The organism is Oleiphilus sp. HI0132 (assembly GCF_001635845.1).
This window is the reverse complement of sequence record NZ_LWGJ01001599.1, coordinates 1-861: the sequence shown is the minus strand read 5'-3', so window position 1 is coordinate 861 and position 861 is coordinate 1. Positions and strand designations below refer to the sequence as shown.

The window sequence follows — 861 nt, the reverse complement described above, 5'->3', positions numbered from 1 at the left end:
ACCATACTTTTCATAACTTGCAGCCACGCCTTCGGACTTATTACGCCCTGTCTGGTGCCAAATTTCCGGTCTAATTTCTGCCCCCAAAGAGCTCATCGCACCAGGAAGCACTTCGTTTAATCTGGCAGCTCCAAGGCTCCCACCCAACACCAGCACTCTGATCGGCCGAGATTTCGAAACACTGTCTTTGCTTGAATAAAATAACTCGCAGATTTCATCTCTCAATGGGTTGCCAGTCAGCACAACTTTACTCGCATCTTCAAAGGCTTCAGGAAAAGCTGACATCACTGAATCTGCCATTTTCGCGAGTACTTTATTGGTCATTCCTGCTACGGCATTCTGTTCGTGAACCAATAAAGGCTTACCCAAGAGTTTTGCCGCCAAGCCACCAGGCCCAGAAGCGAAGCCTCCCATACCTAACACGGCATCGGGTCTTGTTTTCCTAAGCACTAATAAAGCCTGGAAAACGGCTTTAGCGATCTTCAAGGGTGCTAAGGCTTTGCTTAATATGCCTTTACCGCGAACACCACTGACAGAAATACCGTAAAAAGGAATTCCAGCATCTTGCACTACTCGCTCTTCCATACCACCGACTGAACCTAGCCAAACAACTTTGTCATTGCGGCTCATTAGTTTCTTTGCCGTTGCTAAGGCTGGAAATACATGTCCGCCAGTGCCACCAGCCATCACAAGGAATGTTTTATCACGCATGGATAAGCTCCTTGTCTCGGGCCTGTTCTGAGTCTGGCTCATCTTCGATCAGCATCAGGTCACGGTGAATTCTTAACAAAACACCTATGCACATACAACTCACAATCAGGCTACTACCGCCATAACTTACCAATGGCAGTGTCAGACCTT

The 861-nt window shown here is 47.5% G+C and carries 2 protein-coding genes; both read right to left on the bottom strand.

What is annotated here, in order from left to right:
* Positions 1–711: UDP-N-acetylglucosamine--N-acetylmuramyl-(pentapeptide) pyrophosphoryl-undecaprenol N-acetylglucosamine transferase (locus A3766_RS24715; RefSeq protein WP_068643159.1), on the bottom strand; the 711-nt coding region annotated here is incomplete at its 3' end.
* Positions 704–850, bottom strand: coding sequence for an FtsW/RodA/SpoVE family cell cycle protein (locus A3766_RS29260; RefSeq protein ID WP_255375831.1), 147 nt, complete (start codon positions 848–850; stop codon positions 704–706). The genes A3766_RS24715 and A3766_RS29260, both read right to left, overlap by 8 nt.
* Positions 851–861 lie beyond the last annotated feature (11 nt).